General features: G+C 66.8%; 24 protein-coding genes. 15 read left to right on the top strand and 9 right to left on the bottom strand.

Features of this window, described 5'->3' with window-relative positions; all coding sequences use genetic code 11:
* Window positions 1-194 precede the first annotated feature (194 nt).
* The 4 genes from LGM71_RS27595 (at window position 195) to hslU (ending at window position 4,304) form a co-directional block, all read left to right on the top strand.
* Window positions 195-1,265 carry a CobW family GTP-binding protein gene (locus tag LGM71_RS27595; RefSeq protein ID WP_059607463.1) on the top strand — a complete coding sequence of 357 codons (1,071 nt, stop codon included), beginning with the start codon at window positions 195-197 and terminating at the stop codon, window positions 1,263-1,265.
* A gap of 494 nt (window positions 1,266-1,759) precedes the next feature.
* Window positions 1,760-2,176 carry an RNA polymerase-binding protein DksA gene (gene dksA, locus LGM71_RS27590; protein WP_006477498.1) on the top strand — a complete coding sequence of 139 codons (417 nt, stop codon included), beginning with the start codon at window positions 1,760-1,762 and terminating at the stop codon, window positions 2,174-2,176.
* A gap of 237 nt (window positions 2,177-2,413) precedes the next feature.
* Window positions 2,414-2,950 carry an ATP-dependent protease subunit HslV gene (hslV, locus tag LGM71_RS27585; RefSeq protein ID WP_006760749.1) on the top strand — a complete coding sequence of 179 codons (537 nt, stop codon included), beginning with the start codon at window positions 2,414-2,416 and terminating at the stop codon, window positions 2,948-2,950.
* A 10-nt stretch (window positions 2,951-2,960) separates the two neighbouring features.
* Complete coding sequence (hslU, locus tag LGM71_RS27580; RefSeq protein ID WP_124902916.1) at window positions 2,961-4,304, top strand: ATP-dependent protease ATPase subunit HslU; 1,344 nt, start codon at window positions 2,961-2,963, stop codon at window positions 4,302-4,304.
* An 83-nt stretch (window positions 4,305-4,387) separates the two neighbouring features.
* On the opposite strand, the gene LGM71_RS27575 is transcribed toward hslU, so the two are convergent.
* From LGM71_RS27575 to LGM71_RS27565, 3 genes are all read right to left on the bottom strand, one after another.
* Window positions 4,388-4,930 (bottom strand): response regulator transcription factor, encoded by a 543-nt coding sequence (locus LGM71_RS27575; protein WP_044847841.1) that lies wholly within the window; start codon window positions 4,928-4,930, stop codon window positions 4,388-4,390.
* Between the two features lie 13 nt (window positions 4,931-4,943).
* On the bottom strand, window positions 4,944-6,350 hold the full coding sequence (locus tag LGM71_RS27570; RefSeq protein ID WP_124627015.1) for an ATP-binding protein: 1,407 nt from the start codon (window positions 6,348-6,350) through the stop codon (window positions 4,944-4,946).
* A gap of 112 nt (window positions 6,351-6,462) precedes the next feature.
* Window positions 6,463-6,687 (bottom strand): cysteine-rich CWC family protein, encoded by a 225-nt coding sequence (locus tag LGM71_RS27565; RefSeq protein ID WP_059607468.1) that lies wholly within the window; start codon window positions 6,685-6,687, stop codon window positions 6,463-6,465.
* 295 nt (window positions 6,688-6,982) lie between these two features.
* On the opposite strand from LGM71_RS27565, the gene argB reads away from it, so the two are divergent.
* The 7 genes from argB to LGM71_RS27530 all read left to right on the top strand — a co-directional run bounded on the left by argB (window position 6,983) and on the right by LGM71_RS27530 (window position 13,877).
* A complete protein-coding gene (gene argB / locus LGM71_RS27560) occupies window positions 6,983-7,882 on the top strand; it encodes an acetylglutamate kinase (RefSeq protein WP_059534964.1) in 900 nt (299 codons plus the stop codon).
* Complete coding sequence (locus LGM71_RS27555; RefSeq protein ID WP_059607470.1) at window positions 7,879-8,670, top strand: pyrimidine 5'-nucleotidase; 792 nt, start codon at window positions 7,879-7,881, stop codon at window positions 8,668-8,670. Before argB ends, LGM71_RS27555 begins: the two co-directional genes overlap by 4 nt.
* On the top strand, window positions 8,637-9,299 hold the full coding sequence (gene slmA / locus LGM71_RS27550) for a nucleoid occlusion factor SlmA (RefSeq protein WP_124627020.1): 663 nt from the start codon (window positions 8,637-8,639) through the stop codon (window positions 9,297-9,299). Before LGM71_RS27555 ends, slmA begins: the two co-directional genes overlap by 34 nt.
* A 253-nt stretch (window positions 9,300-9,552) precedes the next feature.
* Complete coding sequence (gene metX / locus LGM71_RS27545; protein WP_124902912.1) at window positions 9,553-10,698, top strand: homoserine O-succinyltransferase MetX; 1,146 nt, start codon at window positions 9,553-9,555, stop codon at window positions 10,696-10,698.
* Window positions 10,695-11,303, top strand: a complete 609-nt coding sequence (gene metW, locus LGM71_RS27540; RefSeq protein ID WP_124627025.1) for a methionine biosynthesis protein MetW — start codon at window positions 10,695-10,697, stop codon at window positions 11,301-11,303. Before metX ends, metW begins: the two co-directional genes overlap by 4 nt.
* A gap of 116 nt (window positions 11,304-11,419) precedes the next feature.
* The gene (locus tag LGM71_RS27535) at window positions 11,420-12,841 is read left to right on the top strand and encodes an AmpG family muropeptide MFS transporter (RefSeq protein ID WP_124902910.1); all 1,422 of its coding nucleotides are present in this window, start codon (window positions 11,420-11,422) and stop codon (window positions 12,839-12,841) included.
* Window positions 12,831-13,877, top strand: coding sequence for a M48 family metallopeptidase (locus LGM71_RS27530; RefSeq protein ID WP_226117587.1), 1,047 nt, complete (start codon window positions 12,831-12,833; stop codon window positions 13,875-13,877). Before LGM71_RS27535 ends, LGM71_RS27530 begins: the two co-directional genes overlap by 11 nt.
* 67 nt (window positions 13,878-13,944) lie before the next feature.
* On the opposite strand, the gene LGM71_RS27525 is transcribed toward LGM71_RS27530, so the two are convergent.
* Window positions 13,945-14,889 carry an AraC family transcriptional regulator gene (locus LGM71_RS27525; protein ID WP_124627031.1) on the bottom strand — a complete coding sequence of 315 codons (945 nt, stop codon included), beginning with the start codon at window positions 14,887-14,889 and terminating at the stop codon, window positions 13,945-13,947.
* 227 nt (window positions 14,890-15,116) lie between these two features.
* On the opposite strand from LGM71_RS27525, the gene LGM71_RS27520 reads away from it, so the two are divergent.
* Entirely contained in the window at window positions 15,117-16,169 is a 1,053-nt protein-coding gene (locus tag LGM71_RS27520) for an NAD(P)-dependent alcohol dehydrogenase (RefSeq protein ID WP_059607484.1), read from the top strand.
* 102 nt (window positions 16,170-16,271) lie between these two features.
* Here the strand turns inward: LGM71_RS27520 and LGM71_RS27515 are convergent, their stop codons facing one another.
* The 5 genes from LGM71_RS27515 to gatC form a co-directional block, all read right to left on the bottom strand.
* Window positions 16,272-17,045: an exodeoxyribonuclease III gene (locus LGM71_RS27515; protein WP_059607486.1), complete on the bottom strand. Its 774-nt coding sequence runs from the start codon at window positions 17,043-17,045 to the stop codon at window positions 16,272-16,274.
* A 49-nt stretch (window positions 17,046-17,094) separates the two neighbouring features.
* Window positions 17,095-17,934 (bottom strand): polyphosphate kinase 2 family protein, encoded by an 840-nt coding sequence (locus tag LGM71_RS27510; protein WP_226117585.1) that lies wholly within the window; start codon window positions 17,932-17,934, stop codon window positions 17,095-17,097.
* 126 nt (window positions 17,935-18,060) lie between these two features.
* Window positions 18,061-19,533 (bottom strand): Asp-tRNA(Asn)/Glu-tRNA(Gln) amidotransferase subunit GatB, encoded by a 1,473-nt coding sequence (gene gatB, locus LGM71_RS27505; protein WP_226117584.1) that lies wholly within the window; start codon window positions 19,531-19,533, stop codon window positions 18,061-18,063.
* Between the two features lie 4 nt (window positions 19,534-19,537).
* Window positions 19,538-21,028, bottom strand: a complete 1,491-nt coding sequence (gene gatA / locus LGM71_RS27500) for an Asp-tRNA(Asn)/Glu-tRNA(Gln) amidotransferase subunit GatA (protein ID WP_124902902.1) — start codon at window positions 21,026-21,028, stop codon at window positions 19,538-19,540.
* Between the two features lie 66 nt (window positions 21,029-21,094).
* The gene (gene gatC / locus LGM71_RS27495; protein WP_006407213.1) at window positions 21,095-21,394 is read right to left on the bottom strand and encodes an Asp-tRNA(Asn)/Glu-tRNA(Gln) amidotransferase subunit GatC; all 300 of its coding nucleotides are present in this window, start codon (window positions 21,392-21,394) and stop codon (window positions 21,095-21,097) included.
* Between the two features lie 366 nt (window positions 21,395-21,760).
* On the opposite strand from gatC, the gene LGM71_RS27490 reads away from it, so the two are divergent.
* From LGM71_RS27490 to mreD, 3 genes are all read left to right on the top strand, one after another.
* Window positions 21,761-22,804, top strand: a complete 1,044-nt coding sequence (locus tag LGM71_RS27490; protein WP_004189550.1) for a rod shape-determining protein — start codon at window positions 21,761-21,763, stop codon at window positions 22,802-22,804.
* A gap of 127 nt (window positions 22,805-22,931) precedes the next feature.
* A complete protein-coding gene (gene mreC / locus LGM71_RS27485; RefSeq protein WP_226117583.1) occupies window positions 22,932-23,999 on the top strand; it encodes a rod shape-determining protein MreC in 1,068 nt (355 codons plus the stop codon).
* Window positions 23,996-24,508, top strand: a complete 513-nt coding sequence (gene mreD, locus LGM71_RS27480) for a rod shape-determining protein MreD (protein WP_009687274.1) — start codon at window positions 23,996-23,998, stop codon at window positions 24,506-24,508. The genes mreC and mreD overlap by 4 nt, the downstream gene beginning before the upstream one ends.
* The last annotated feature ends 14 nt before the right edge of the window (window positions 24,509-24,522 follow it).

The raw sequence follows: 24,522 nt of genomic DNA, 5'->3' as shown, positions 1-24,522 counted from the left end.
CCCGATCTACGCGCACACCCGCGTCCGCCGGGCCGCCCGGCTGGCGGCCACGCGCTCGAGCCTGTCGTCCGGACGACGGGCGAAGGCTTGACAGGTATGTTTCAATGGATGGTTGTGCGCCCCGGCTTGCGAGTCGACGGCGCGACGCACACATCCTGGTTTTGACCCCGATTCACGAACCACAGGCGACCGACATGGCCACTCCCGTCACCATCCTCACCGGCTTCCTCGGCAGCGGCAAGACGACCCTGCTCAAGCGCATCCTGAACGAACAGCACGGCATGAAGATCGCCGTGATCGAGAACGAGTTCGGCGAAGAAAACATCGACAACGAGATCCTCGTTCAGGACACGAACGAGCAGATCATCCAGATGAGCAACGGCTGCATCTGCTGCACGATCCGCGGCGACCTCGCACGCGCGCTCGGCGATCTGGCCGCGAAGAAGCGCGAAGGCAAGCTCGACTTCGACCGCATCGTGATCGAAACGACCGGCCTTGCGAACCCAGGCCCCGTCGCGCAAACCTTCTTCATCGACAGCGAAATCGCCGACGATTTCCTGCTCGACGCGGTCATCACGCTGGTCGACGCGAAGCACGCGAACGCGCAGCTCGACGAACACGAAGTGGTGCAGCGCCAGGTCGGCTTCGCCGATCGCCTGTTCATCACGAAGTCGGATCTGGTCGACGACCAGGCCGTCGCGGCGCTCAAGCACCGCCTGATGCACATGAACCCGAAGGCGACGATCAAGGTCGTAAACTTCGGCGAAGCCGACATCAAGGAAATCTTCGACCTGCGCGGCTTCAACCTGAACGCGAAGCTCGAGATCGATCCGGACTTCCTCGCCGAGGACGACCACGCGCACCATCACCACGATCACGACCATGATCACGATCACGCGCATTGCGACCACGATCACGGTCAATGCGCGCACGATCACGACCACGGCCACCACCACGCGCACCACGACGACAAGATCAAGTCGTTCGTGTACCGCAACGACCGCCCGTTCGACCCGAACAAGCTGGAAGACTTCCTCGGCGGCATCCTGCAGATCTACGGCGAACGGATGCTGCGCTACAAGGGCGTGCTGTACATGAAGGGCGTCGACCGCAAGGTCGTGTTCCAGGGCGTGCACCAGATGATGGGCAGCGACCTCGCCGCGAAGTGGCTGCCGGTCGAGAAGAAGACCAACAAGATGGTGTTCATCGGCGTCGACCTGCCGCAGGACCTGATCACCGACGGCCTCGACGCCTGCCTCGCCTGAGCCTTCGGGCCCGGCGTCGCGCGCCTTCCATGCGGCCGCCTTCCGGGGCGGCCGCGGCGCTTGCGCGGTGCCTTTTCCGGGCAGGGTTTCGCCGTCATCGCTTTTTCGCGATTTGCGCGTTATATTTTCTAGATATTGGCGCAGCCGACGGGGATCGACCCGATACGGCGCCCGCTTGCGATTCAGTTACAATACGTGCCCGCTGGAGTACGGCAATAACAGGCCCGGTTCTTGCTGAACCATTGACCGGGCATCGCAACCGCGCCGGATCGCCCATCCGCCACCCGGCCGCGGCCGATGCGATCTGCCGCGCAGCACACCGGTTCGCCGCGCGCGCAAATCCGCGCCAGGGCTATCCTGGTATTTGAGAACCGGTTTTCCAGAGGCTTTCGGCCCCGCGGCGGCATATCGCAAATGATTGCAAGCGCAGTTGCGGGTAATCCCAAAGTGCAGGCAATATCTCTTGATTTGCCGCACATTGAAGAAGCAAGCAGATGACGAAGAAACTCTTGACCGAAGCCGAAATCCTGAAGATGAGCGACAAGGATTACATGAATGAGGATCAGCTCGCCTTCTTCAAAAATCGGCTCGAACAGTTGCAGGCGGACATCCTCAAGAACGCAGGCCAGACGACCGAGAACCTGCGCGAGACGGTGATCGTGCCCGATCCCGCCGATCGCGCGACGATCGAGGAAGAGCACGCGCTCGAACTGCGCACGCGCGATCGCGAACGCAAGCTCCTCAAGAAGGTTCAACAGTCGCTCGCCCGCATCGATTCCGGCGATTACGGCTGGTGCGAGGAAACCGGCGAGCCGATCGGCATCCCGCGCCTGCTCGCGCGCCCGACGGCCACGCTGTCGCTCGAGGCGCAAGAGCGCCGCGAACTGCGCCAGAAGCTGTTCGGCGACTGATCGAGCGGCGTTCCGCTCCGACACGCTGCTTCCCGAAAGCGCGCGGCCTGCCGCGCGCTTTTTGTTTTTCCGGCACCGGTTTCCGGCCCGCCGGCCGATTTGCCTCCCCCTCTTGATATCCCGGCGCCCGCCCTAAAATGAATCGGACGCGCGCCGGGCCGCTCCCCGGCGCACTGCGATTCAAGCGGCGGCGCCCCGCGCCGCCCGACTCTTCCCCGTTTTTCTCAAGGAACGCAGATGGAGCAATTTCACGGCACGACCATCGTTTCGGTCCGGCGCGGCGACAAGGTCGCGCTTGGCGGCGACGGCCAGGTAACCCTCGGCAACATCGTCATGAAGGGTGGCGCGCGGAAAGTGCGGCGGATCTACAACAACCAGGTACTGGTCGGATTCGCGGGCGGCACCGCCGATGCGTTCTCGCTGCTCGATCGCTTCGAGGCGAAGCTCGAGAAGCACCAGGGCAACCTGACCCGCGCGGCCGTCGAGCTCGCGAAGGACTGGCGCACCGACCGGATGCTGCGCCGCCTCGAGGCGATGCTGATCACGGCCGATGCGACCACCACGCTCGTGATCACCGGCAACGGCGACGTGCTCGACCCGGAAGGCGGCATTTGTGCGATCGGTTCGGGCGGCGCCTATGCGCAAGCTGCGGCCCGCGCGCTCGCGGAGAACACCGAGCTGTCCCCGCGCGAGATCGTCGAGAAATCGCTCGAGATCGCCGGCGACATGTGCATCTACACGAACCACAACCGCATCATCGAAACGATCGAGTAAGGACCGCACCATGAGCACCATGACCCCTGCCGAGATCGTCTCGGAACTCGACAAGCACATCATCGGCCAGAACAAGGCGAAGAAGGCCGTCGCGGTCGCGCTGCGCAACCGCTGGCGCCGCCAGCAGGTCGCCGATCCGCTGCGCACGGAAATCACGCCGAAGAACATCCTGATGATCGGGCCGACGGGTGTCGGCAAGACCGAAATCGCGCGCCGCCTTGCGAAGCTCGCCGACGCGCCGTTCATCAAGATCGAGGCGACCAAGTTCACCGAAGTCGGCTACGTCGGCCGCGACGTCGACAGCATCGTGCGCGACCTGATCGAGATCTCGGTCAAGCAGACGCGCGAATCCGAGATGCGCAAGGTGCGCAGCAAGGCAACCGACCAGGCGGAAGACCGCATCCTCGACATCCTGCTGCCGCAACCGCGCGCGGTGGGCTTCGGCGGCAACGCGGATCACGCGAACGACGACAACAACGCGACGCGCCAGACCTTCCGCAAGCGCCTGCGCGAAGGCCAGCTCGACGACAAGGAAGTCGAACTCGACCTCGAGCAGCCGACGGCCGGCATGGAAATCATGGCGCCGCCGGGGATGGAGGAAATGACCGAGCAGATCCGCTCGATGTTCTCGAACCTCGGCAGCGGCAAGAAGCAGCGCCGCAAGGTGAAGATCAAGGAAGCGCTGAAGCTGCTGACCGACGAGGAAGCGGCGAAGATGCTCAACGACGAGGAAGTGAAGACGAAGGCCGTGCAGAACGTCGAGCAGAACGGCATCGTGTTCCTCGACGAGATCGACAAGATCACGTCGCGCAACAACGAAGGCAGCGGCGGCGAAGTGTCGCGCCAGGGCGTGCAGCGCGACCTGCTGCCGCTCGTCGAAGGCACGACGATCAACACGAAGTACGGGATGGTGAAGACCGATCACATCCTGTTCATCGCGAGCGGTGCGTTCCACCTGGCCAAGCCGAGCGACCTGATTCCCGAACTGCAGGGGCGCTTTCCGATCCGCGTCGAACTCGATTCGCTGTCGGTGGAAGACTTCGAGGCGATCCTCGACGCGACCGACGCGAGCCTCGTCAAGCAGTACCAGGCGCTGCTCGCCACCGAAGACGTGCAGCTCGAGTTCGCCGAAGACGGCATCCGCCGCCTCGCCGAGATCGCGTACGCGGTCAACGAGAAGACCGAGAACATCGGTGCGCGCCGGCTGTATACGGTGATCGAGAAGCTGCTCGAGGAAGTGTCGTTCTCGGCCGGCAATCACGCCAGCGAGCGCGTGACGATCGACGCGAAGTACGTCGATCGCGCGCTCGGCGAAGTGTCGCAGGACGAAGACCTGTCGCGCTACGTGCTGTAACGCACGCGGCGTCGAATGCGAAACGGGCGGCCCGGCGGGCCGCCCGTTTTCGTTGGTGCGCCCGGCCGATGCCGCCGCGCCCCTTACTGCCGCACCGGCTTCTTCGCGAGCTTGCGTTGCAGCGTGCGGCGGTGCATGTTCAGCGCGCGCGCGGTCGCCGAGATGTTGTTGTTGTTCTCCGCCAGCACGCGCTGGATGTGCTCCCATTCGAGCCGGTCGACCGACAGCACGACCGGATTCTCGAGCGCCTCGTCTGCCTGCACTTCGCTCGCGTTGGTCTGCAGCGCGGCCAGGATCGACTCGATGTTCGCGGGCTTCGCCAGATAGTTGTCGGCGCCTTCCTTCACCGCCTGCACGGCGGTCGCGATGCTCGCGTAGCCGGTCAGCACGAGAATCCGCGCGTCGGGCTGCAGGTCGCACAGCGGCGCGATCAGGCTCAGGCCCGAATCGTCGCCGAGATGCAGGTCGACGGTGATGAACTGGAACTTGCCGCCGGCCGCCAGCCGCAGCGCCGCCTCCTTGTCGTGCGCCTGCTGGACCGCATAGCCGCGGCGCTCGAGGCCGCGCGCGAGCGTGCCCGCGAACACCTCGTTGTCGTCGATCACCAGGAAATTGTTCTCGCTCATGTGGTTTCTCCGTCTACGTGTTGGTTGAGGCGGCCGGCACCGCGATACGCGCCACCGGCAGGCGCAGCACCGCGCGCGTGCCGCGGCCGGGGGTGCCGGCCGGGCGGCCGTCCGGCGTGGCCGCCGCTCGTTCGGTCGCGCGCTGGCCCGACGCACCTGCCGCGTGTCCGTTCGCGCCGCCATGGCTGCGCCCGTTGCCGCCCCCCGCGCGCGGCGTGACATCGGACAGCTCGATCTCGCCGCCGAGACGCACGGCCGCGCTGAACGCGAGGTACAGGCCGACCCCGTGGCCGCCCTGCGTGCTGTCGACCGGCATCGAGCCGAGCGATTCGCGCAGCGCGGCCGGAATGCCGGGGCCGTCGTCGCATACCTCGAATTCGATCTGGTCCGCAGCCCGCTCGTGATGCGCAAGCTTCGCGGCCAGCGTCACGCGGTGCGGGCTCGCCCGTGCGGCGTTGTCGAGCAGGATCGTCAGGATCTGGCCGGCCGCGACCGTGTCGTCGAGCCCAACGCCCGACGGGCGCGCGCCGAGCAGTTCGAACTGCACGTGCGGATGCCTCAGGCGCCAGTGCTCGACGAACGTGTCGAGCCAGTCGTCCACCGGCTGGCGGCTCGCCGGCGCGCTCGCCCGGCTGCGCAGGCGCGCGAGCGCCGACGTGCAGAGCGTCATCTGTTCTTCCAGCACCTTCAGGTCGGCCTCGTAGCGCGCGAGCCCCGGATCGGCGCGTGCCGCATCGCGCAGCTCCTCCGCAAGCATTGCGATCGTCGACAGCGGCGTACCCATCTCGTGCGCGACGGTGGCGGCCTGCACGCCGAGCGCGACCGCCCGCTCGTCGCGCAGCAGGTGCGCCTGCGCTTCGCCGAGCGCCGCATCGCGCTGGCGCAACGCGTTCGACATGCGCGCGACGAACCATGCGATCAACCCGACGCTGACCATGAAGTTCGCCCACATCCCCGTGCGGTAGTAGTCGAACAGATTCGCCGGATTGTCCATGTTGAGCGGCACCGAATCGAATCCGAGCGCCGCGTAGCACGCGACCGCGAACGCCGCGAGCCAGATCATCAGGTGCCACGGCAGCACGGCCGCCGCGATCGCGAGCGACGGCAGATACAGCGACACGAACGGGTTGGTCGTGCCGCCCGACAGGAACAGCAGCGCCGACAGCGCGCCGAGGTCGACCCACAGCTGGCCGAGCAGCTCGAAATTGGTCTCGGGCCGCGCGCGCAGCACGCGCACCCAGGTCAGCGCGTTGAAAACGATTTCGAGCGCGATGACCATCAGCATCGCCGGCAACGGCAGATGCACGCCGAAATAGGTCTGCACGACGCCGATCGTCACGAGCTGGCCGATGATCGCGAGATTGCGCAGCCAGAACAGGTGACTGAGGTTGACGCGCCCGGTGGTGGTAATTCGTTGCATCCGGGCAGTTTACCCGTTTAGCGCCCGGCACCTCTATCGGGGGCCGGTTCAGCGCGGACGGACGGCGCACCGGACGAGCCGGCGTCGAGTCGGGTTGCACGGGCCCGCGCCGTCAGCCGGCCTCGCGTGCCATGCGCTGCGCGATCTCGGCGGCGAGACACTCCGGGCAGAGGCAGCGCGTACCGGCCGCCGGCGGCGCGCCGCCGGACAGGGTCGGCATCGACGCGCACCAGCAGTCGAATGGCTGGGTGCGAGCGCCGCAGTCGAAGCCGCGCCCGCAGCGTGGGCAACGCGCGCGGCGCGGCGTCGAACGGGCGTCGGCGGCGGTATCGGTCATGGCGGAAACGCGGAAGCGGGCAGGAACGTCACCCTACGCGACAAGCATAGCGCGGCGGACGGATTTTGCACGTCGGCCGCTCGGCCGATGCGTGCCGCCGACGCAGGCCGTCGCGCTGTCCACCCCGCCGCCGCGGGCGCCCCGTGCGGGGTCCGGCACCATGGCCGGCGGGCCGCCGCGCGTGGCGACCGGCCCGCGCGATCGGCCGTCCGGCCAGCCCAAAAACCCGATGCTGCGCTGCGCCACTCCTGTACAATTCGCCCTGTTTCAACCGTTCCCAGCCAGAGCCGCCGCCATGTCCGAGCCCATCGACCTCTCGCAGATCGCCCCCACGCTGAAGGCAGAAATCCTCGCGGAGGCACTGCCGTACATCCGCCGCTACCACGGCAAGACCGTGGTGATCAAATACGGCGGCAACGCGATGACGGAAGAGCGGCTCAAGCAAGGCTTCGCGCGCGACGTGATCCTGCTGAAACTGGTCGGCATCAATCCGGTGATCGTCCACGGCGGCGGCCCACAGATCGATCACGCGCTGAAGAAGATCGGCAAGGCCGGCACCTTCATCCAGGGCATGCGCGTGACCGACGAAGAGACGATGGAAGTCGTCGAATGGGTGCTGGGCGGCGAAGTCCAGCAGGACATCGTGATGCTGATCAACCACTTCGGCGGCCATGCGGTGGGCCTGACGGGCAAGGACGGCGGCCTGATCCACGCACGCAAGCTGCTGATGCCGGACCGCGACAATCCGGGCCAGTACATCGACATCGGCCAGGTCGGCGAAGTCGAGGCGATCAACCCGGCGGTCGTGAAAGCGCTGCAGGACGACGCGTTCATCCCGGTGATCTCGCCGATCGGCTTCGGCGAGGACGGCCTCTCGTACAACATCAACGCGGACCTCGTCGCGGGCAAGCTCGCGACGGTGCTGAACGCCGAGAAGCTGCTGATGATGACCAACATCCCCGGCGTGATGGACAAGGACGGCAACCTGCTGACCGACCTGTCGGCGCGCGAGATCGACGCGCTGTTCGCGGACGGCACGATCTCGGGCGGCATGCTGCCGAAGATCTCGTCGGCGCTCGACGCTGCAAAGAGCGGCGTGAAGTCGGTGCACATCGTCGACGGCCGGATCGAGCACTCGGTGCTGCTGGAAATCCTGACCGAGCAGCCGTTCGGCACGATGATCCGCTCGCATTGAGCGCGCGCCGCAAAACCTCCAGCCCCGACCTGCCGGCGTCGCTGCGACGCCGGCGCATCTCCCGCAGCCGGCCGCGCGCCGGCGCGCCCGTCTGGCTGTTCGATCTCGACAACACGCTCCATCACGCATCGCACGCGATCTTTCCGGAGATCAACCGCGCGATGACGCAGTACATCATCGACACGCTCCACGTCGGGCGTGCCGAAGCCGACCGGCTGCGCACCGGCTACACGCAGCGCTACGGCGCCGCGCTCCTCGGCCTCGCGCGCCATCACCCGATCGATCCGCACGACTTCCTGCGCGTCGTCCACACGTTTTCCGACCTGCCCGCGATGCTGCGCGCCGAGCGCGGCCTCGCGCGCATCGTCGCCGCGCTGCCGGGCCGCAAGTTCGTGCTGACCAACGCGCCCGAGAACTACGCGCGCGCGGTGCTGCGCGAGTTGCGCATCGAGCGCCTGTTCGAGCGCGTGATCGCGATCGAGCACATGCGCGACCGTCGCACATGGCGCGCGAAGCCCGACCACACGATGCTGCGCCGGATTCTGCGCGCCGCGCATGCGCGGCTCGAAGACGCGATCCTCGTCGAAGATACCCGCAGCCACCTGAAGCGCTACAAGCGCCTCGGCATCGGCACGGTGTGGATCACCGGGCACCTGCCGGGCCATCTGCCGAACATCGGCCGCCCGCAATATGTCGACCAGCGCATTCGTTCGTTAAAATCGCTCCGACTGGGCACACGATCGGGGCGACAGAAATGCAGCCGACTTACCCGCAGGACCAAGCCGTAAAGGAAGACCAGGCCACGCCGTCCCGCACGCGCCCGAAGCCGGGCGAGCGTCGCGTGATGATCCTGCAGACGCTCGCCGCGATGCTCGAGGCGCCGAAGCCCGAAAAAATCACGACGGCCGCGCTCGCGGCCCGCCTCGACGTGTCGGAAGCCGCGCTGTACCGGCATTTCACCAGCAAGGCGAAGATGTATGAAGGCCTGATCGAGTTCATCGAGCAGGCACTGTTCGGGCTCGTCAACCAGATCGTCGCGAAGGAGCCGAACGGCGTGCAGCAGGCGCGCACGATCGCGCTGACGATGCTCAATTTCGCGGCGAAGAATCCGGGCATGACGCGCGTGCTGACGGGCGAGGCGCTGGTCGGCGAGGACGAGCGGCTCACCGAACGCGTGAACCAGCTGCTCGACCGGATCGAGGCGACCGTCAAGCAGTGCCTGCGGGTCGCGCGTACCGAGGCGCAGGCGCCCGATGGCGCCGCGCCGTTCGTGCTGCCGGCCGATTACGATCCCGCCGCGCGCGCGAGCCTGCTCGTCAGCTACGTGATCGGCAAGTGGCACCGGTTCGCGAAAGGCGGCTTCCAGAGGCCGCCCGGCGAGCAGGCCGATGCGCATTTGCGGCTGATCCTGCAGTAGCCGGGCGCAGCCGGCCCGCGAAATCCGCGCTCCGCGGAATTCCGCTATACTCCTCCGACCTGCCACCTTGGGTGGCGGGTCGGAAGCGCGCCGATTTGCTGACTCGATTGCGGGCGCGCGAACCGACCAGGGCCTTGATGCGTCTTCGTCCCGGCGGTTCACTACAAATGCGGCTAAAGAGGTCGTCAGCCGCGCACCTTCGCCTCCGCGCATCGCCGACACCGTTTAGCCGCCCAGTCATAAGGCGGAACGAATGGAATCGATCGGCATCGTCGCTCCACAGACCATGCACTTCGCCGAACCGCTGCGCTTGCAAAGCGGCAGCGTGATCGGCAACTATCAGCTCGTCGTCGAGACGTACGGCGAACTCAACGCCGCGCGCTCGAACGCGGTGCTCGTCTGCCACGCGCTCAACGCGTCGCACCACGTCGCCGGCGTCTACGCGGACGATCCGCGCAGCACCGGCTGGTGGGACAACATGGTCGGCCCGGGCAAGCCGCTCGACACCAACCGCTTCTTCGTGATCGGCGTGAACAACCTCGGCTCGTGCTTCGGCTCGACCGGCCCGATGAGCATCGATCCGTCGTCCGGCAAGCCGTATGGCGCACGCTTTCCGGTCGTCACCGTCGAGGACTGGGTGCATGCGCAGGCGCGCGTCGCCGACGCGTTCGGCATCGAGCGCTTTGCCGCCGTGATGGGGGGCAGCCTCGGCGGGATGCAGGCGCTCGCATGGAGCCTGATGTATCCGGACCGCGTCGCCCACTGTATCGACATCGCGTCGACGCCGAAGCTGTCCGCGCAGAACATCGCGTTCAACGAGGTCGCGCGCTCCGCGATCCTGTCCGATCCCGACTTCCACGGCGGCAACTACTACGCGCACGGCGTGAAGCCGAAGCGGGGCCTGCGCGTCGCGCGGATGATCGGCCACATCACGTATCTCTCCGACGACGACATGGCCGAGAAATTCGGCCGTGCGCTGCGCCGCGCGGACGGCGCGCTCGACGCGTACAACTTCAGCTTCGACGTCGAATTCGAGGTCGAGTCGTACCTGCGCTACCAGGGCGACAAGTTCGCCGACTACTTCGACGCGAACACCTACCTGCTGATCACGCGCGCGCTCGACTACTTCGACCCGGCCAAGGCGTTCGACGGCAACCTGACGGCCGCGCTCGCGCACACGCAGGCGAAATACCTGATCGCGAGCTTCTCGACCGACTGGCGCTTCGCGCCCGCGCGGTCGCGCGAGATCGTGAAAGCGCTGCTCGACAACAAGCGCACGGTCAGCTACGCGGAGATCGACGCGCCGCACGGCCACGACGCGTTCCTGCTCGACGACGCGCGTTATCACAACCTGCTCCGCGCGTATTACGAACGAATCGCCAACGAGGTGGGTGCATGAACCAGCAAGCGCTGAACTCCCTGTCCGCACGCGCGGACTTCCGTGCGATCGCCCGCTGGGTCGAACCGCGCTCGACCGTGCTCGATCTCGGCTGCGGCGACGGCTCGCTGCTGTCGCTGCTGTCCGAGGAACTGGACGTGTCCGGTTACGGGATCGAACTGAATGACGCCGGCGTGCTCGCGAGCACGAAGAACGGGATCAACGTGATCCAGCAGAACCTCGAGGACGGCCTGCGCCTGTTCGAGGATCACAGCTTCGATTTCGCGATCCTGTCGCAAACGCTGCAGACGATCCACCAGACGGCCGCGATCCTGCGCGAAACCGCGCGTGTCGGACGCGAATGCATCGTTTCGTTCCCGAACTTCGGCTACTGGGCGCACCGGCTGTCGGTGCTGCGCGGCCGGATGCCGGTGTCGAAGTCGCTGCCTTACCAGTGGCACAACACGCCGAACGTCCGGGTGCTGACGATCAAGGATTTCGAGGCGCTCGCGCCCGAAGTCGGCGTCACGATCCTCGACCGCATCGTGCTGCACGAAGGCCAGCCGATTCGATGGGGAGCCAACTGGCGTGGTAGTCTTGCTGTCTACCGCGTCAAGCGCAGCTGAGCCGGGGAGCCGTTGACGGATGATCCGGCCCGCCCCCGCGTGCGGCCGCCCCTCCTGCGCCGCCCGCGCTGCCTGCGCCGCCGCCGCAATCAGTCAACGCTACCCAGTTTCTGTCCATGTCCAAAAGGCCACACGAGGCGCCCGCACTCACCGCTCACGAGGATCACCCCGGCTGGCGCGCCTATCTGAACACGCACATGCTGATCTGCGTGTTCCTGGGCTTCACGTCCGGTCTGCCGCTCTTCACGCTCGTCTACCTCGTGCAGGCATGGCTGCGCTCCGAGGGCGTGAACCTGAAGGAAATCGGCCTGTTCGCGCTGATCCAGTTCCCGTATACGTGGAAGTTCCTGTGGGCGCCGCTGATGGACCGCTACGTCCCGCGCCTGCCCGGCTGGCGGCCGGGACGCCGGCGCGGCTGGCTGCTGCTCACGCAGGTGCTGGTCGCCGGCGCGATCGCCGCGCTCGGCTTCGTGTCGCCGCGCGACTCGATCTGGACGGTCGCCGCGCTCACCACGCTCGTCGCGTTCTTCGGCGCGAGCGCGGACGTCGTGATCGATGCCTACCGTCGCGAGCTGCTGCGCGACACCGAGCAGGGCCTCGGCAACGCGATACACGTGAACGCGTACAAGCTCGCCGCGCTGATCCCCGGTTCGCTCGCGCTGATCCTGTCCGACCACATGCCGTGGGACGTCGTGTTCGCGATCACCGGCGCATTCATGCTGCCGGGCATCCTGATGACGCTCGTCGTGCGCGAGCCCGAGGTGATCGGCGCGCCGCCGCGCAACCTGCGCGACGCGATCGTGCTGCCGTTCCGCGAATTCATCCAGCGCGACGGCTGGCGCGGCGCGCTGCTCGTCATCGCGTTCATCTTCCTGTTCAAGATCGGCGACACGATGGCCACCACGCTGTCGACGTCGTTCTTCCTCGACATCGGCTTCACGCGCACCGAAATCGGCATCGTCGCGAAAACCACCGCGCTCGTCGCGAGCGTTGCCGGCGGCATCATCGGCGGCATCTGGCTCGTGAAGATCGGCATCGGCCGCGGGCTGTGGATTTTCGGCGCGCTGCAGATGGTGTCGACGCTCGGCTTCGCGTGGCTCGCCCAGGTCGGCCCCGGCTCGCCGGTGCTCGCGGTGCTTTACGACTTCACGGTCGCGGCAAGTCACGCGCTCGCGTCGTTCCTGTCGGTCTTCGGCTTCGAGGTCACGCCGCACCTGAGCCCGATGACGGTCGCGCTCGCGCTCGTCTACGCCGCCGAAACGTTCACCACCGGCCTGACGATGGCTGCGTTCGTCGCGTATATCGCGAGCACGACCGATCCGCGCTACACGGCCACGCAGTTCGCGCTGTTCACGAGTCTCGCGTCCGTGCCGCGCACGCTCGCCTCGGCCGCGAGCGGCTTCATCGTCGCGAAGATCGGCTGGTTCGACTACTTCATCGTGTGCACCGCGCTCGCGATCCCCGGCATGCTGCTGCTGTTCAAGATCGCGCCGTGGAACGGCACCGCGCGCAACGGCGAGGCCAGCCGTGCGCAATGATCGACTGCATCGCGTGGCACGCGTCGCCGCCGCGCTGAGCGTCGGCATCGCGATGCTCGGCGCGGCGGGAAGCGTGCATGCGACCGACACAAGCGCGGCTGCGGCCGGCTCCGCGCCCGCCGGCGCGCCGGCTGCGCCGTCCACACCCGCCGCTCCGGTTGCGCAGTCCGCCGCCGAAGCCGCGCAGCCGACCGGCGCCGCCGTGCCTGCGAAGGCTTATACGCCGACGTCGCAGCAGGTGCGCTATGGCAACGCGATCGCGTTCCGCACGCTGATCCCGTCGCCGCTGCTCGAGCAGCTCACCGCGAGCGAATACGCGCAGATCGTGCAGGCAGCCGCCGACAGCGACCGTCTGCTGCCCGCCAACCAGCCGCGCGTGAAGCGACTGCGCGCGATCGTCATGAAGCTCGCGCCGTATTCGGTGAAGTGGAACGATCGTGTGAAGAACTGGGCATGGGACGTCAACGCGATCCGCTCGCGCGACATCCGCGTCACGTGCCTGCCGGGCGGCAAGGTGCTCGTGTACGGCGGGATGCTCGATCGCGTCCGCCTGAACGACGACGAGTTCGGTGTGCTGCTCGCGCACGGCATCGCGCATGCGCTGCGCGAACACGCACGCAGCAATTTCAGCACGACGTCGCAAACGTCGCTGCGCGCGGCCTCGCTGCCGCCGCTGTTCGGCGTCGGCGAGCCGCTGCCGCAGGCGCTGAACCTCGGCGCGCGTCTGCAGACGCTGCGCTACGACCCGACCGACGAAACCGAAGCCGACGTGATCGGCGGCGACATTGCCGCCCGCGCGGGCTTCGATCCGCGCGCGGCGATCACGCTGTGGGACAAGCTCGCGGCGGCGACGCGCGCGAACAGGACGTCGGGCTTCATCTACATGCATCCGTACAACGCGGCGCGGCGGCAGGATCTGCTGAACCGCCTGCCGGACCTGATGCCGCTGTATGCGAAGGCAGTCGGCAAACGGGTCGACACGCTCCCCGACTACGCGGGCATCAGCGCGCAGCGGCGCAAGATCGTGCGGCGCTGAGCGCCGCATCCGGCGGCTTCCCCGCCGCGCATCGCCGGCGCGCGTCAGCGGCGTATGAGGCCGGGCGCTACGCGCCGACTTCCGACTCGACGGGCCGGCTGCCGCTTTCGCGCATCCAGCGCACGTCGTCTCCCGGGCTGCGGCCGAACAGCCGCTTGAACTCCCGGCTGAACTGCGACGCGCTCGCATAGCCGACCCGCGCCGCGGCGGCACCTGCCCCGAGACCGTCCTGCACCATCATCAACCGCGCCTGGTGCAGGCGCGCGGCCTTCACGTACTGCATCGGTGACGTCGCCGTCACGTGCTTGAACTGCGCATGAAACACCGCAAGGCTCATCCCGGCCTCGCGCGCGAGCGTCTCGACGTCGAGATCGGCCTTCAGGTCCGCATGGATGCGCCGCAGCGCCTTCGCGATGCGGCCGAAATGATGTTGCTGAACGAGCGCCGCGCGAATCGCGTCGCCCTGCGCGCCCGTCAGCACGCGATACGCGATCTCGCGCATGATCGCCGGCCCGAGCACGCGCGTGTCGTGCGGCGACGCGAGCACTTCGAGCAGCCGCACCACCGCGTCGGCGAGCGGCGCATCCAGCGGCGTCGAACAGACGCCGTGCGGCTCGCCGACCGCCGCACCGAGCGTCTCGTCGAGCAGGATCGCGAGTTCGGCGATCACCGCGAGATCGACGCGGATCGAGATCGCGAGAAACGGCTCGTCCATGCTCGCAAAGGTCTCGCATTCGAACGGCAGCGGCACCGACAGCACGAGATACTGCTGCGCGTCGTAGACGAACGAGCGATCGCCGAGATAGCCGAGCTTGCGGCCCTGGCACACGACGATGATGCTCGGCTCGTACAGCACCGGCATGCGCGGCACCGGACGACTCACGCGGATGAAGCGCACGCCGTCGAGCGCTGCCAGCGTATCGCCGTCGTTCGGTGCGAGACGCGAATGCAGCTCGATCATGCGGCGCCGCACACGGTCGCCCGCGTCGTCTGAAAGGGGCTGGAAGCTCATCGGCGTCATCCTGTCCTGCAAGAGAATCAGGCTCGCAATGTAGCACCTTGAACGCATTTTTACGGCCGTTCGGGCGCAATTCGAGAGGAATAGGCAAATCTTCGAGACCTTCGTGTATTTCGCCGACGCCGCTCGCTCCTTACGATGGGCACCTGTCTCGCCGCGTCGCCACATGACGCGGCGGCAGTCTGATTCGCCGGATGTTTTCCCGGACAAGGAGCCCCTGCATGAGCACAACCTACGCTTACGCGGCGACCGACGCGCAGTCACCGCTCGCCCCGTTCGAATTCCAGCGCCGCGCGCTGCGCGACCTCGACGTCCAGATCGAGGTGCTCTACTGCGGCGTCTGCCACTCGGACCTGCATCAGGCCCGCAACGAATGGCGCAACACGATCTATCCGGTCGTGCCGGGCCATGAAATCGTCGGCCGCGTGACCGCGACCGGCCCGCAGGTGTCGCGCTTCAAGGTCGGCGAGCTGGTCGGCGTCGGCTGTCTCGTCGATTCGTGCCGCACCTGCCCGAGCTGCGCGGAAGGCCTCGAGCAGTATTGCGAGAACGGCTTCGTCGGCACCTACAACGGCCAGGATCGCGTGACCGGCGATGTCACGTACGGCGGCTATTCGACGCAGCTCGTCGTCGACGAGGCATTCGTGCTGCGCGTGCCCGAGACGCTCGACCCGGCCGGCGCCGCGCCGCTGCTGTGCGCGGGGATCACGACCTATTCGCCGCTGCGCCAGTGGAACGTCGGCCCCGGCAAGAAGGTCGGGATCGTCGGCCTCGGCGGGCTTGGCCACATGGGCGTGAAACTCGCGCGCGCGATGGGCGCGCACGTCGTGCTGTTCACGACGTCGCCGTCGAAGATCGAGGACGGCAAGCGCGTCGGCGCGCATGAAGTGGTGATCTCGAAGGACGAAGCGCAGATGAACGCGCACCTGAACAGCTTCGATTTCATCCTGAACACGGTCGCCGCGCAGCACGACCTGAACCCGTTCCTGCACCTGCTGAAGCGCGACGGCACGATGACGCTCGTCGGCGCGCCGGAGCACGACCATCCGTCGCCGCAGGTGTTCAACCTGATCTTCAAGCGCCGCCGCCTCGCGGGCTCGCTGATCGGCGGGATCGCGGAGACGCAGGAAATGCTCGATTTCTGCGCGAAGCATGGCATCACGTCGGATATCGAAACGATTCCGATGCAGCAGATCAACACCGCTTACGAGCGGATGCTGAAAAGCGACGTGAAGTACCGGTTCGTGATCGACATGGCGTCGATCAAGCAGTAAGCCGCGCGCCAAACGAAACGGGCCGCATGTTCGACATGCGGCCCGTTCTGCATCCGGCGACCGGACGGCCCGACGGCTACGCGCGTGGCGGCGCGCCGACGATCACTTCTTGTAGTCGTAATCCACCGTCAGCGGCGCGTGATCGCTGAACTTGATGTCCTTGAAGATCGACGTGCTTTTCGCGGTACCGGCCACGCCGGGCGTCGCGATCTGGTAGTCGATCCGCCACCCGACGTTCTTCGCATACGCCTGGCCGCGGTTGCTCCACCACGTGTACTGCTCGGGGCGCTGGTCGAGCGTGCGGAACACGTCGACGTAGCCGACATCGTCGAACAGCTTCGTGAGCCACTCGCGCTCTTCCGGCAGGCAGCCCGAGTTCTTCTGGTTGCTCTTCCAGTTCTTGATGTCGATTTCCTTGTGGACGATGTTCACGTCGCCGCACAGGATCACCTCGCGCTTCTTCTTCAGCTCGGCGAGGTGCGGCATGAATTCGTCCATGAAGCGGTACTTCGCCTGCTGGCGCTCTTCGCCGCTCGAGCCGGACGGCACGTACACCGACACGACCGACAGCTTGCCGTAGCGCGCCTCGACGTAGCGCCCCTCGGAATCGAATTCGCTGCTGCCGAAGCCGATGATCACGTCATCGGGCTCGTGGCGGCTGTACACGCCCGCGCCGCTGTAGCCCTTCTTCTCGGCGTGGTGGAAGTAGCTCCTGAAGCCGTGCGGCTCGACGAATTCGGCCGGCAGGTCGTCGGCCGACACCTTGATTTCCTGCACGCACACGCAATCGGCGTTCTGTTCGCCGAGCCATTCGAAGAAGCCCTTCTTCGCGGCGGAGCGGATGCCGTTCAGGTTGGCGGTAATCACTCGCATCATGTCGGGTTCCGTTGTTCAGTTCAGTTCGATGTTGTTACAGGATCGCAGGCTAGCGGATCTTCACGCCCTCGAGTTCCGGCTTCGCCGGCGGGAATTCCAGCTTCATGTCGGTCATCGTGCGCAGCAGCAGCTCGGCGATCATCACGTTGCGGTGCGTCTTCGAGTCCGCCGGGATCACGTACCACGGCGCATGCTCGGCCGACGTCGCGGCGAGCGTGTCGCGGTACGCGGACTGATATGCGTCCCAGCGCTTGCGCGCGTCGAGATCGGAGATGTCGAACTTCCAGTGCTTGGTCGGATCGTCGATACGCGCCTGCAGCCGCGCGCGCTGTTCGTCCTTCGAGATGTGCAGGAAGCACTTGATGATGGTCGTGCCGTTCTCGACCAGCATCGTCTCGAAATCGCGGATCTGCCGGTAGCGGCGCTCGCACTCCTTGCTGTCGATCGCGTCGAGCACGCGCGGCACGAGCACGTCTTCATAGTGGCTGCGGTTGAAGATCGCGAGCTCGCCCGCGGCCGGCACCTGCGCATGCACGCGCCACAGGAAGTCGTGCGCGGCTTCGATCGGCGTCGGCGCCTTGAACGACACGACGCGCAGGCCGAGCGGATCGACCTCGCGGAACACGGCGCGCACGGTGCCGTCCTTGCCGCTGGTATCCATCCCCTGCAGCACGAGCAGCACGCGCTTCTTCTGCTGCGTGTGCAGACGCTCCTGCTGCACGTCGAGCTCGATCGACACGGCCGACAGCCGTTCGCGGTCGGCATCCTTCGACCCCGACGAGAACGGCTTCGCAGCCGGGTCGAACGCATCGAGCGTGAATGCGGCGGCTTCCTTCTCGCGCGTGCTGTACGGCACGCGGAAATCGTCGAGCGACGGTTGTTTCGCCATTCGTTCCTCCGTTGGGCGGTGCGAGGCACATGCGCACACGATAACGCATGCACCAAAACGACGGGCCGCCCCGAACAGGTTCGGCGGCGGCCCGTCGTCAGGCGCGGTTCAGGCGCGCGGCCATGCTCAGCCGAGCTTCTTCTTCAGCAACTCGTTGACCTGCTGCGGATTGGCCTTGCCCTTGGTCGCCTTCATCGCCTGGCCGATCAGCGCGTTGAACGCTTTTTCCTTGCCCGCGCGGAATTCCTCGACCGACTTCGCGTTCGCCGCGAGCACCTCGTCGATGATCGCTTCCAGCGCGCCGGTGTCGGAGATCTGCTTCAGCCCCTTCGCATCGATGATGCGGTCGGCCGCGCCGTCGTCGGTCGCCTTCTCGTCCCAGATCGTCGAGAAGATTTCCTTCGCGATCTTGTTCGAGATCGTGCCGTCGGCGATGCGCTGCAGCACGAGTGCGAGCTGGGCCGCCGATACCGGAATCGCGTCGATCTCGATGCCGTCGCGGTTCAGCTGCGACGATACGTCGCCCATCAGCCAGTTCGCGGCGATCTTCGCGTTCACCGCGCCGGCCTTTGCGACCACGGCCTCGAAATACGCGGCCATCGCCTTGCTCGACGTCAGCACGCCCGCGTCGTACGCGGACACGCCGTACTGCTCGACGAAGCGCTGCTGCATCGCGGCCGGCAGCTCGGGCATCCCGGACTGCACGCGTTCGATCCAGTCCTGGCCGATCACGAGCGGCATCAGGTCGGGATCGGGGAAGTAGCGGTAGTCGTGCGCGTCTTCCTTGCTGCGCATCGAACGCGTCTCGCGCTTGTCCGGATCGTAGAGGCGCGTTTCCTGCACGACTTCGCCGCCGTCCTCGATCAGCTCGATCTGGCGGCGCACTTCGTAGTTGATCGCTTCCTCGAGGAACCGGAACGAGTTCAGGTTCTTGATCTCGGCGCGCGTGCCGAACTTCTCCTGGCCGACCGGCCGCACCGACACGTTCGCGTCGCAGCGGAACGAGCCTTCCTGCATGTTGCCGTCGCAGATGCCGAGCCACACGACGAGCGCATGCAGCGCCTTCGCATAGGCCACGGCCTCGGCCGCGCTACGCATTTCCGGCTCGGTGACGATCTCGAGCAGCGGCGTGCCCGCGCGGTTCAGGTCGATCCCCGTCATACCGGCGAAGTCTTCGTGCAGCGACTTGCCCGCGTCTTCCTCGAGGTGCGCGCGGGTCAGGTTGACCGTCTTCTCGTACGCTTCCTTGCCGGCCTTTTCGTTGGCGGGCACCTGGATCGTGATCGAGCCGCCCTGCACGACCGGAATCTCGTACTGGCTGATCTGATAGCCCTTCGGCAGGTCGGGGTAGAAATAATTCTTGCGCGCGAAGATGCTGCGCGGCGCGATGGTCGAGCCGATCGCGAGGCCGAAGCGGATCGCGCGTTCGACCGCGCCGCGGTTCAGCACCGGCAGCACGCCCGGCAGCGCCAGGTCGACCGGGCAGGCCTGCGTGTTCGGCTCGGCGCCGAACTGCGTCGACGCGCCGGAGAAAATCTTCGAGACGGTCGACAGTTGCGCGTGCGTCTCGAGACCGATGACGACTTCCCATTGAGTCATATGCTTACACCCCCGCCGGAACTTGCTTGTGCCAGTCGGTCGCGCGCTGGAACGCGTCGGCGACCTGCAGCATCCGGGCTTCGTTGAAATAGTTGCCGATGATCTGCAGACCGACCGGGCGCTTCGCGTTCGCGCCGGCGCCGAAGCCGCACGGCACGCTCATGCCGGGCAGGCCTGCGAGGCTCACCGACAGCGTGTAGATATCCGCGAGATACATCTGCACCGGATCGTCGCCCTTCGCGCCGAGATCCCATGCGACCGTCGGCGACGCCGGGCCCATGATCACGTCGCAGGACTTGAACGCTTCCTGGAAATCGTTCGCGATGATGCGGCGGATCTTCTGCGCCTGCAGGTAGTACGCGTCGTAGTAGCCGTGCGACAGCACGTAGGTGCCGACCAGGATCCGGCGCTTCACCTCGGGGCCGAAGCCTTCGGCGCGCGACTTCTTGTACATGTCGAGCAGGTCGCCGTACTGCGCGGCGCGGTGGCCGAAGCGCACGCCGTCGAAACGCGACAGGTTCGACGACGCCTCGGCCGGCGCGATCACGTAATACACGGGGATCGACAGTTCCGTCTTCGGCAGCGACACCGGCACGAGCGTTGCGCCGAGCGCCTCGTATTGCTTGAGCGCCGCGTCGATCGACGCGCGCACGTCGTCGGCGAGGCCATCGCCGAAGTATTCCTTCGGCAGGCCGATGCGCAGGCCCGCGAGCGGCTTGCCCGCATCGTTGCCCGGCGCCCACGGCTGGCCGAGGTGGCGCGTGAAGTCTTCATCGTCGCGCTCGAGGCTCGTCGAGTCGCGCTCGTCGAAGCCGGCCATCGCATTCAGCAGCAGCGCGCAGTCGGACGCGCTCTGCGCCATCGGGCCGCCCTGGTCGAGCGACGACGCGAACGCGATCATCCCGTAGCGCGACACGCGGCCGTAGGTCGGCTTGATGCCCGTCACGCCCGCGAACGACGCGGGCTGGCGGATCGAGCCGCCGGTGTCGGTGCCGGTCGCGGCCGGCGCGAGGCGCGCGGCGACGGCGGCCGAGCTGCCGCCCGAGCTGCCGCCCGGCACGGCGTTGGTGTCCCACGGGTTCTTCACCGCGCCGAACGCCGAATTCTCGTTGGACGAGCCCATCGCGAACTCGTCCATGTTGGTCTTGCCGAGCGTGACCATGCCGGCCGCCTGCAGGCGGGCGACGACGGTCGCGTCGAACGGGCTTTCGTAGTTCGCGAGCATCTTCGAGCCGGCGGTCGAGCGCCAGCCGCGCGTGACGAACACGTCCTTGTGCGCGATCGGCAGGCCGGTCAGCGCGCCGCCCGCGCCGCGCGCGAGTTCGGCGTCGGCGGCCTTCGCCTGCGCGAGGGTGAGGTCGGCGTCGACATGGACGAACGCGTTCAGGTCGCGTGCCGCGTCGATCCGTTTCAGGTAGAGCTGCGCGAGCTCGACGGCCGAGCATTCCTTGGCGGCGAGCGCGGCGCGCAGTTCGGTCAGGCTTTTTGCGTGCATTGAGTGGTTTTCCTGGGAATTCTGGGTGGCGCGCGGCGCGAAGGCGGCGCGCTTGTCATCGAATGCTTACTCGATCACCTTCGGCACGAGATAGAGGCCGTCCTGGACGGCCGGCGCCGGACGCTGGTTGTCGTCGCGATTGACGACTTCCGTCACGGCGTCGTCGCGCAGGCGCTGCGCGACTTCCTGGATCTGTTCGATCGGGTGGGCGAGCGGCGCGATGCCGGCGGTGTCGACCGCCTGCATCTGCTCGACGAGGCCGAAGAATTCATTGAGCTGGCCGAGCGTATGCTCGGCGTCGGCGTCGGCCATTTCGAGTCGCGCCAGGTGCGCGATGCGTTTCACATCGGTCAGGGTCAGGGCCATGCGATCACCGGAAAAACAAGGCTGCGCAGCGCATGAAAACCGCGCTGCGGCGGGGGGTTGGAGGGTGCGATCCCACCCTCAAAAATCAGGGCCGAAGCGGCAAAAATACCGTCCGTTTCGATTCAAATACCGAGAAATTATAAGGTATCATTACGCGTTCGACCCAAACCCGGCAGCCTTTTCCCGCACCGTTTCGCCCCGCTTCGGCAAGCCGTGCGTGCTTCGTGCGATCCCCGGTAGCCATCACTCGCAGCTTCGTGCGCCGCGGCGGCCGCTTCCGCCACGCTTCCCGAGGCTGTTATTTTTTCCGCTGCCGCCCTCAGCGTTCGCTATGCAGGGCCGGCCCAGAGCGAAACAGGATTCTGAATGTTCGGTTTTTTGCGCAGCTACTTCTCCAACGATCTGGCGATCGACCTCGGCACCGCAAACACCCTGATCTACATGCGCGGCAAGGGCATCGTGCTCGATGAGCCGTCCGTCGTGTCGATTCGCCAGGAAGGCGGCCCCAACGGCAAGAAGACGATCCAGGCGGTCGGCAAGGAAGCCAAGCAGATGCTCGGCAAGGTGCCGGGCAACATCGAGGCGATCCGCCCGATGAAGGACGGCGTGATCGCCGACTTCACCGTCACCGAGCAGATGATCAAGCAGTTCATCAAGACGGCGCACGAGTCGCGCATGTTCTCGCCGTCGCCGCGCATCATCATCTGCGTGCCGTGCGGCTCGACCCAGGTCGAGCGTCGCGCGATCAAGGAAGCCGCGCACGGCGCCGGCGCGTCGCAGGTCTACCTGATCGAGGAGCCGATGGCGGCTGCGATCGGCGCGGGCCTGCCGGTGTCGGAAGCCACGGGCTCGATGGTCGTCGACATCGGCGGCGGCACGACGGAAGTCGGCGTGATCTCGCTCGGCGGCATCGTGTACAAGGGCTCGGTGCGCGTCGGCGGCGACAAGTTCGACGAGGCGATCGTCAACTACATCCGCCGCAACTACGGGATGCTGATCGGCGAGCAGACGGCCGAGGCGATCAAGAAGGAAATCGGCTCCGCGTTCCCGGGCTCCGAAGTCAAGGAAATGGAAGTGAAGGGCCGCAACCTGTCGGAAGGCATTCCGCGCAGCTTCACGATCTCCAGCAACGAAATCCTCGAAGCACTGACCGATCCGCTGAACCAGATCGTGTCGTCGGTGAAGATCGCGCTCGAGCAGACGCCGCCGGAACTCGGCGCCGACATCGCCGAGCGCGGGATGATGCTGACGGGCGGCGGTGCGCTGCTGCGCGACCTCGATCGCCTGCTCGCGGAAGAAACCGGCCTGCCGGTGCTCGTCGCCGAAGATCCGCTCACCTGCGTCGTACGCGGTTCGGGCATGGCGCTCGAACGCATGGACAAGCTGGGCAGCATCTTCTCGTACGAGTGATCGCCTAAGCAGTCCCGTTTGATATGACGCACCCGCGGCGTGGCCGGATCGCTCGTTCAGAACGAACCGCCACGCCGTTTGCGCGTCTGAGCATTATTTAACCGATCCCACGCGCCCGGCGCCGACCATGGAATACAGTCCGCCGCCCCTCTTCAAGCAAGGTCCGCCCGCGCTCGCGCGGCTCATCTTCTTCGTCGCCCTCGCCATCGCGCTCCTCGTGTCGGACGCGCGCTTCAGCACGCTCGAAATCGTCCGCGGCGTGCTGGGCACCGTGCTGTACCCGCTGCAGCGCGCGGCGCTCGTGCCGCGTGACTTGTTCATGGGCGCGGCCGACATCGCCGTCACGGGTGCATCGCTGCGCCACGAGAACGACGCGCTGCGCAAGCGCAACCTGCAGCTGTCCACGCAGGCCAACCAGGCTGCGGTGCTCACGCAGGAAAACATGCACCTGCGCGCGGTGCTCGAGCTGCGCCAGCACATCGCGACGCAATCGACGCCCGTCGAAATCCAGTACGACACCAGCGACCCGTTCACGCAGAAGATCGTGATCGGGCAAGGTTCGCAGCAAGGCATCCAGAACGGCGCACCGGTCGTCAGCGAGGACGGCGTGATCGGCCAGATCACGCGCGTGTTCCCGCTGCAGGCCGAAGTCACGCTGATCACCGACCGCGATCTCGCGATCCCCGTGCAGGTGCTGCGCACCGGCCTGCGCAGCGTGATCTACGGGACGCCGAAGGGCGATTCGCTCGACCTGCGCTTCGTGCCGACGAGCTCGGACCTCGTCGCCGGCGACGAACTCGTCACGAGCGGCCTCGACGGCGTGTACCCGCCGGGCCTGCCGGTCGCGAAGGTCGTGCGCGTCGACAAGCTCGCCGATACCGCATTCGCGCGCGTGACCTGCGCGCCGGTCGCCGCCGTGCGCGGTGCGCGCCAGATGCTCGTGCTGCACTACCAGAACGACGTCCCGCCGCGCCCGGTCGAGCCCGACCCGGCCGCCGAGAAGAACGCGAAGGGCAAGAAGGGCGCCAAGGCCGCCGCGAAGGGCGACAAGGCAGAAAAGGCCGACGCGAACGCGAAGGCGGCCGCCGCGGCCGCGCCCGGCGCGCAACCCGCGCCGTCGGCACCCGTCGCTTCGGCCAAGCCCGCCGTCGCGCCCGCGAAGCCCGCGGCCGGGCAACCAGGAGCCCAGCGATGAACCGCCCGCAATACATCCTGCAGCCGGTCAACCCGTATTTCATCGTCTTCAGTCTCGCCGCCGCGTTCCTGCTGAACCTGATGCCGTGGGGCCGCCTGCCGGGCGTGCCCGACTTCGTCGCGCTCGTGCTGCTGTTCTGGAACATCCACCAGCCGCGCAAGGTCGGGATGGGGGTCGCGTTCGCGCTCGGCATCCTGATGGACGTGCATGACGCGGGGCTGCTCGGCGAGCACGCGCTTGCCTATACGCTGCTGTCGTACGGCGCGATCACGATCCACCGCCGCGTGCTGTGGATGCCGATCGGAGTACAGGTGCTGTACGTCACGCCGCTGCTCGTCGTCGCGCAACTGGTGCCGTTCGTGATCCGCCTCGTGATGGGCGCCGCGTTTCCCGGCTGGCGCTATCTGGTGGACGGCTTCGTCGAGGCCGCGCTGTGGCCGATCGCGAGCCACCTGCTGCTGATGCCGCAACGCCGCCCGGTCGACCCGGACGATACGCGCCCCATCTGAGCCGGACCGACCTT

The organism is Burkholderia sp. AU33545, assembly GCF_020419685.1.
GTDB classification, from domain to species: domain Bacteria; phylum Pseudomonadota; class Gammaproteobacteria; order Burkholderiales; family Burkholderiaceae; genus Burkholderia; species Burkholderia diffusa.
The sequence above is the reverse complement of the archived record's forward strand: the minus strand, read 5'-3'. Positions and strand labels throughout refer to the sequence as shown.

What these genes read in the sequence shown, in the direction of transcription:
- LGM71_RS27595 (WP_059607463.1), top strand. Translation starts at nt 195, where the DNA reads ATGGCCACTCCCGTCACCATCCTCACCGGCTTCCTCGGCAGCGGCAAG.
- dksA (WP_006477498.1), top strand. Translation starts at nt 1,760, where the DNA reads ATGACGAAGAAACTCTTGACCGAAGCCGAAATCCTGAAGATGAGCGAC.
- hslV (WP_006760749.1), top strand. Translation starts at nt 2,414, where the DNA reads ATGGAGCAATTTCACGGCACGACCATCGTTTCGGTCCGGCGCGGCGAC.
- hslU (WP_124902916.1), top strand. Translation starts at nt 2,961, where the DNA reads ATGAGCACCATGACCCCTGCCGAGATCGTCTCGGAACTCGACAAGCAC.
- LGM71_RS27575 (WP_044847841.1), bottom strand. Translation starts at nt 4,930, where the DNA reads ATGAGCGAGAACAATTTCCTGGTGATCGACGACAACGAGGTGTTCGCG.
- LGM71_RS27570 (WP_124627015.1), bottom strand. Translation starts at nt 6,350, where the DNA reads ATGCAACGAATTACCACCACCGGGCGCGTCAACCTCAGTCACCTGTTC.
- LGM71_RS27565 (WP_059607468.1), bottom strand. Translation starts at nt 6,687, where the DNA reads ATGACCGATACCGCCGCCGACGCCCGTTCGACGCCGCGCCGCGCGCGT.
- argB (WP_059534964.1), top strand. Translation starts at nt 6,983, where the DNA reads ATGTCCGAGCCCATCGACCTCTCGCAGATCGCCCCCACGCTGAAGGCA.
- slmA (WP_124627020.1), top strand. Translation starts at nt 8,637, where the DNA reads ATGCAGCCGACTTACCCGCAGGACCAAGCCGTAAAGGAAGACCAGGCC.
- metX (WP_124902912.1), top strand. Translation starts at nt 9,553, where the DNA reads ATGGAATCGATCGGCATCGTCGCTCCACAGACCATGCACTTCGCCGAA.
- metW (WP_124627025.1), top strand. Translation starts at nt 10,695, where the DNA reads ATGAACCAGCAAGCGCTGAACTCCCTGTCCGCACGCGCGGACTTCCGT.
- LGM71_RS27535 (WP_124902910.1), top strand. Translation starts at nt 11,420, where the DNA reads ATGTCCAAAAGGCCACACGAGGCGCCCGCACTCACCGCTCACGAGGAT.
- LGM71_RS27525 (WP_124627031.1), bottom strand. Translation starts at nt 14,889, where the DNA reads ATGAGCTTCCAGCCCCTTTCAGACGACGCGGGCGACCGTGTGCGGCGC.
- LGM71_RS27520 (WP_059607484.1), top strand. Translation starts at nt 15,117, where the DNA reads ATGAGCACAACCTACGCTTACGCGGCGACCGACGCGCAGTCACCGCTC.
- LGM71_RS27515 (WP_059607486.1), bottom strand. Translation starts at nt 17,045, where the DNA reads ATGATGCGAGTGATTACCGCCAACCTGAACGGCATCCGCTCCGCCGCG.
- LGM71_RS27510 (WP_226117585.1), bottom strand. Translation starts at nt 17,934, where the DNA reads ATGGCGAAACAACCGTCGCTCGACGATTTCCGCGTGCCGTACAGCACG.
- gatB (WP_226117584.1), bottom strand. Translation starts at nt 19,533, where the DNA reads ATGACTCAATGGGAAGTCGTCATCGGTCTCGAGACGCACGCGCAACTG.
- gatA (WP_124902902.1), bottom strand. Translation starts at nt 21,028, where the DNA reads ATGCACGCAAAAAGCCTGACCGAACTGCGCGCCGCGCTCGCCGCCAAG.
- gatC (WP_006407213.1), bottom strand. Translation starts at nt 21,394, where the DNA reads ATGGCCCTGACCCTGACCGATGTGAAACGCATCGCGCACCTGGCGCGA.
- LGM71_RS27490 (WP_004189550.1), top strand. Translation starts at nt 21,761, where the DNA reads ATGTTCGGTTTTTTGCGCAGCTACTTCTCCAACGATCTGGCGATCGAC.
- mreC (WP_226117583.1), top strand. Translation starts at nt 22,932, where the DNA reads ATGGAATACAGTCCGCCGCCCCTCTTCAAGCAAGGTCCGCCCGCGCTC.
- mreD (WP_009687274.1), top strand. Translation starts at nt 23,996, where the DNA reads ATGAACCGCCCGCAATACATCCTGCAGCCGGTCAACCCGTATTTCATC.